Origin of the sequence: Methylorubrum podarium (genome assembly GCF_022179745.1) — a bacterium.
Lineage (GTDB): Bacteria > Pseudomonadota > Alphaproteobacteria > Rhizobiales > Beijerinckiaceae > Methylobacterium > Methylobacterium podarium.
The window spans coordinates 1-5,386 of the sequence record NZ_BPRD01000195.1 but is presented as its reverse complement, the minus strand read 5'-3'; the positions used below and the strand labels follow the sequence as shown (position 1 = coordinate 5,386).

The following is a 5,386-nucleotide window of genomic DNA, read 5'->3' as shown; positions in this document are numbered from 1 at the left end:
TTGAGGCTTGCGTTTATGGTACGCTGGACTTTGTAGGATACCCTCGCTTTCCTGCTCCTGTTGAGTTTATTGCTGCCGTCATTGCTTATTATGTTCATCCCGTCAACATTCAAACGGCCTGTCTCATCATGGAAGGCGCTGAATTTACGGAAAACATTATTAATGGCGTCGAGCGTCCGGTTAAAGCCGCTGAATTGTTCGCGTTTACCTTGCGTGTACGCGCAGGAAACACTGACGTTCTTACTGACGCAGAAGAAAACGTGCGTCAAAAATTACGTGCAGAAGGAGTGATGTAATGTCTAAAGGTAAAAAACGTTCTGGCGCTCGCCCTGGTCGTCCGCAGCCGTTGCGAGGTACTAAAGGCAAGCGTAAAGGCGCTCGTCTTTGGTATGTAGGTGGTCAACAATTTTAATTGCAGGGGCTTCGGCCCCTTACTTGAGGATAAATTATGTCTAATATTCAAACTGGCGCCGAGCGTATGCCGCATGACCTTTCCCATCTTGGCTTCCTTGCTGGTCAGATTGGTCGTCTTATTACCATTTCAACTACTCCGGTTATCGCTGGCGACTCCTTCGAGATGGACGCCGTTGGCGCTCTCCGTCTTTCTCCATTGCGTCGTGGCCTTGCTATTGACTCTACTGTAGACATTTTTACTTTTTATGTCCCTCATCGTCACGTTTATGGTGAACAGTGGATTAAGTTCATGAAGGATGGTGTTAATGCCACTCCTCTCCCGACTGTTAACACTACTGGTTATATTGACCATGCCGCTTTTCTTGGCACGATTAACCCTGATACCAATAAAATCCCTAAGCATTTGTTTCAGGGTTATTTGAATATCTATAACAACTATTTTAAAGCGCCGTGGATGCCTGACCGTACCGAGGCTAACCCTAATGAGCTTAATCAAGATGATGCTCGTTATGGTTTCCGTTGCTGCCATCTCAAAAACATTTGGACTGCTCCGCTTCCTCCTGAGACTGAGCTTTCTCGCCAAATGACGACTTCTACCACATCTATTGACATTATGGGTCTGCAAGCTGCTTATGCTAATTTGCATACTGACCAAGAACGTGATTACTTCATGCAGCGTTACCATGATGTTATTTCTTCATTTGGAGGTAAAACCTCTTATGACGCTGACAACCGTCCTTTACTTGTCATGCGCTCTAATCTCTGGGCATCTGGCTATGATGTTGATGGAACTGACCAAACGTCGTTAGGCCAGTTTTCTGGTCGTGTTCAACAGACCTATAAACATTCTGTGCCGCGTTTCTTTGTTCCTGAGCATGGCACTATGTTTACTCTTGCGCTTGTTCGTTTTCCGCCTACTGCGACTAAAGAGATTCAGTACCTTAACGCTAAAGGTGCTTTGACTTATACCGATATTGCTGGCGACCCTGTTTTGTATGGCAACTTGCCGCCGCGTGAAATTTCTATGAAGGATGTTTTCCGTTCTGGTGATTCGTCTAAGAAGTTTAAGATTGCTGAGGGTCAGTGGTATCGTTATGCGCCTTCGTATGTTTCTCCTGCTTATCACCTTCTTGAAGGCTTCCCATTCATTCAGGAACCGCCTTCTGGTGATTTGCAAGAACGCGTACTTATTCGCCACCATGATTATGACCAGTGTTTCCAGTCCGTTCAGTTGTTGCAGTGGAATAGTCAGGTTAAATTTAATGTGACCGTTTATCGCAATCTGCCGACCACTCGCGATTCAATCATGACTTCGTGATAAAAGATTGAGTGTGAGGTTATAACGCCGAAGCGGTAAAAATTTTAATTTTTGCCGCTGAGGGGTTGACCAAGCGAAGCGCGGTAGGTTTTCTGCTTAGGAGTTTAATCATGTTTCAGACTTTTATTTCTCGCCATAATTCAAACTTTTTTTCTGATAAGCTGGTTCTCACTTCTGTTACTCCAGCTTCTTCGGCACCTGTTTTACAGACACCTAAAGCTACATCGTCAACGTTATATTTTGATAGTTTGACGGTTAATGCTGGTAATGGTGGTTTTCTTCATTGCATTCAGATGGATACATCTGTCAACGCCGCTAATCAGGTTGTTTCTGTTGGTGCTGATATTGCTTTTGATGCCGACCCTAAATTTTTTGCCTGTTTGGTTCGCTTTGAGTCTTCTTCGGTTCCGACTACCCTCCCGACTGCCTATGATGTTTATCCTTTGGATGGTCGCCATGATGGTGGTTATTATACCGTCAAGGACTGTGTGACTATTGACGTCCTTCCCCGTACGCCGGGCAATAATGTTTATGTTGGTTTCATGGTTTGGTCTAACTTTACCGCTACTAAATGCCGCGGATTGGTTTCGCTGAATCAGGTTATTAAAGAGATTATTTGTCTCCAGCCACTTAAGTGAGGTGATTTATGTTTGGTGCTATTGCTGGCGGTATTGCTTCTGCTCTTGCTGGTGGCGCCATGTCTAAATTGTTTGGAGGCGGTCAAAAAGCCGCCTCCGGTGGCATTCAAGGTGATGTGCTTGCTACCGATAACAATACTGTAGGCATGGGTGATGCTGGTATTAAATCTGCCATTCAAGGCTCTAATGTTCCTAACCCTGATGAGGCCGTCCCTAGTTTTGTTTCTGGTGCTATGGCTAAAGCTGGTAAAGGACTTCTTGAAGGTACGTTGCAGGCTGGCACTTCTGCCGTTTCTGATAAGTTGCTTGATTTGGTTGGACTTGGTGGCAAGTCTGCCGCTGATAAAGGAAAGGATACTCGTGATTATCTTGCTGCTGCATTTCCTGAGCTTAATGCTTGGGAGCGTGCTGGTGCTGATGCTTCCTCTGCTGGTATGGTTGACGCCGGATTTGAGAATCAAAAAGAGCTTACTAAAATGCAACTGGACAATCAGAAAGAGATTGCCGAGATGCAAAATGAGACTCAAAAAGAGATTGCTGGCATTCAGTCGGCGACTTCACGCCAGAATACGAAAGACCAGGTATATGCACAAAATGAGATGCTTGCTTATCAACAGAAGGAGTCTACTGCTCGCGTTGCGTCTATTATGGAAAACACCAATCTTTCCAAGCAACAGCAGGTTTCCGAGATTATGCGCCAAATGCTTACTCAAGCTCAAACGGCTGGTCAGTATTTTACCAATGACCAAATCAAAGAAATGACTCGCAAGGTTAGTGCTGAGGTTGACTTAGTTCATCAGCAAACGCAGAATCAGCGGTATGGCTCTTCTCATATTGGCGCTACTGCAAAGGATATTTCTAATGTCGTCACTGATGCTGCTTCTGGTGTGGTTGATATTTTTCATGGTATTGATAAAGCTGTTGCCGATACTTGGAACAATTTCTGGAAAGACGGTAAAGCTGATGGTATTGGCTCTAATTTGTCTAGGAAATAACCGTCAGGATTGACACCCTCCCAATTGTATGTTTTCATGCCTCCAAATCTTGGAGGCTTTTTTATGGTTCGTTCTTATTACCCTTCTGAATGTCACGCTGATTATTTTGACTTTGAGCGTATCGAGGCTCTTAAACCTGCTATTGAGGCTTGTGGCATTTCTACTCTTTCTCAATCCCCAATGCTTGGCTTCCATAAGCAGATGGATAACCGCATCAAGCTCTTGGAAGAGATTCTGTCTTTTCGTATGCAGGGCGTTGAGTTCGATAATGGTGATATGTATGTTGACGGCCATAAGGCTGCTTCTGACGTTCGTGATGAGTTTGTATCTGTTACTGAGAAGTTAATGGATGAATTGGCACAATGCTACAATGTGCTCCCCCAACTTGATATTAATAACACTATAGACCACCGCCCCGAAGGGGACGAAAAATGGTTTTTAGAGAACGAGAAGACGGTTACGCAGTTTTGCCGCAAGCTGGCTGCTGAACGCCCTCTTAAGGATATTCGCGATGAGTATAATTACCCCAAAAAGAAAGGTATTAAGGATGAGTGTTCAAGATTGCTGGAGGCCTCCACTATGAAATCGCGTAGAGGCTTTGCTATTCAGCGTTTGATGAATGCAATGCGACAGGCTCATGCTGATGGTTGGTTTATCGTTTTTGACACTCTCACGTTGGCTGACGACCGATTAGAGGCGTTTTATGATAATCCCAATGCTTTGCGTGACTATTTTCGTGATATTGGTCGTATGGTTCTTGCTGCCGAGGGTCGCAAGGCTAATGATTCACACGCCGACTGCTATCAGTATTTTTGTGTGCCTGAGTATGGTACAGCTAATGGCCGTCTTCATTTCCATGCGGTGCACTTTATGCGGACACTTCCTACAGGTAGCGTTGACCCTAATTTTGGTCGTCGGGTACGCAATCGCCGCCAGTTAAATAGCTTGCAAAATACGTGGCCTTATGGTTACAGTATGCCCATCGCAGTTCGCTACACGCAGGACGCTTTTTCACGTTCTGGTTGGTTGTGGCCTGTTGATGCTAAAGGTGAGCCGCTTAAAGCTACCAGTTATATGGCTGTTGGTTTCTATGTGGCTAAATACGTTAACAAAAAGTCAGATATGGACCTTGCTGCTAAAGGTCTAGGAGCTAAAGAATGGAACAACTCACTAAAAACCAAGCTGTCGCTACTTCCCAAGAAGCTGTTCAGAATCAGAATGAGCCGCAACTTCGGGATGAAAATGCTCACAATGACAAATCTGTCCACGGAGTGCTTAATCCAACTTACCAAGCTGGGTTACGACGCGACGCCGTTCAACCAGATATTGAAGCAGAACGCAAAAAGAGAGATGAGATTGAGGCTGGGAAAAGTTACTGTAGCCGACGTTTTGGCGGCGCAACCTGTGACGACAAATCTGCTCAAATTTATGCGCGCTTCGATAAAAATGATTGGCGTATCCAACCTGCAGAGTTTTATCGCTTCCATGACGCAGAAGTTAACACTTTCGGATATTTCTGATGAGTCGAAAAATTATCTTGATAAAGCAGGAATTACTACTGCTTGTTTACGAATTAAATCGAAGTGGACTGCTGGCGGAAAATGAGAAAATTCGACCTATCCTTGCGCAGCTCGAGAAGCTCTTACTTTGCGACCTTTCGCCATCAACTAACGATTCTGTCAAAAACTGACGCGTTGGATGAGGAGAAGTGGCTTAATATGCTTGGCACGTTCGTCAAGGACTGGTTTAGATATGAGTCACATTTTGTTCATGGTAGAGATTCTCTTGTTGACATTTTAAAAGAGCGTGGATTACTATCTGAGTCCGATGCTGTTCAACCACTAATAGGTAAGAAATCATGAGTCAAGTTACTGAACAATCCGTACGTTTCCAGACCGCTTTGGCCTCTATTAAGCTCATTCAGGCTTCTGCCGTTTTGGATTTAACCGAAGATGATTTCGATTTTCTGACGAGTAACAAAGTTTGGATTGCTACTGACCGCTCTCGTGCTCGTCGCTGCG

General features: G+C 44.7%; 9 protein-coding genes. All 9 read left to right on the top strand.

What is annotated here, in order from left to right:
• Positions 1 to 296: external scaffolding protein D (locus MFF42_RS26765; protein WP_156732867.1), on the top strand; the 296-nt coding region annotated here is incomplete at its 5' end.
• Positions 296 to 412 (top strand): phage DNA packaging protein J, encoded by a 117-nt coding sequence (locus tag MFF42_RS26760; protein ID WP_000033471.1) that lies wholly within the window; start codon positions 296 to 298, stop codon positions 410 to 412. The genes MFF42_RS26765 and MFF42_RS26760, both read left to right, overlap by 1 nt.
• A 36-nt stretch (positions 413 to 448) precedes the next feature.
• A complete protein-coding gene (locus MFF42_RS26755) occupies positions 449 to 1,732 on the top strand; it encodes a major capsid protein (RefSeq protein WP_000065572.1) in 1,284 nt (427 codons plus the stop codon).
• Positions 1,733 to 1,842: 110 nt separating this feature from the next.
• Positions 1,843 to 2,370 (top strand): hypothetical protein, encoded by a 528-nt coding sequence (locus tag MFF42_RS26750; RefSeq protein ID WP_000487867.1) that lies wholly within the window; start codon positions 1,843 to 1,845, stop codon positions 2,368 to 2,370.
• Between the two features lie 8 nt (positions 2,371 to 2,378).
• A complete protein-coding gene (locus tag MFF42_RS26745; RefSeq protein WP_000466547.1) occupies positions 2,379 to 3,365 on the top strand; it encodes a Minor spike protein in 987 nt (328 codons plus the stop codon).
• Positions 3,366 to 3,374: 9 nt separating this feature from the next.
• Positions 3,375 to 4,970, top strand: a complete 1,596-nt coding sequence (locus MFF42_RS26740; RefSeq protein ID WP_021370787.1) for a replication endonuclease — start codon at positions 3,375 to 3,377, stop codon at positions 4,968 to 4,970.
• Entirely contained in the window at positions 4,903 to 5,055 is a 153-nt protein-coding gene (locus MFF42_RS26735) for a hypothetical protein (protein ID WP_435988044.1), read from the top strand. Before MFF42_RS26740 ends, MFF42_RS26735 begins: the two co-directional genes overlap by 68 nt.
• Positions 4,988 to 5,227 (top strand): phage DNA packaging protein C, encoded by a 240-nt coding sequence (locus tag MFF42_RS26730; protein WP_016670801.1) that lies wholly within the window; start codon positions 4,988 to 4,990, stop codon positions 5,225 to 5,227. Before MFF42_RS26735 ends, MFF42_RS26730 begins: the two co-directional genes overlap by 68 nt.
• The coding region (locus tag MFF42_RS26725) for an external scaffolding protein D (RefSeq protein ID WP_048901954.1) at positions 5,224 to 5,386 on the top strand (163 nt) is incomplete at its 3' end. The genes MFF42_RS26730 and MFF42_RS26725, both read left to right, overlap by 4 nt.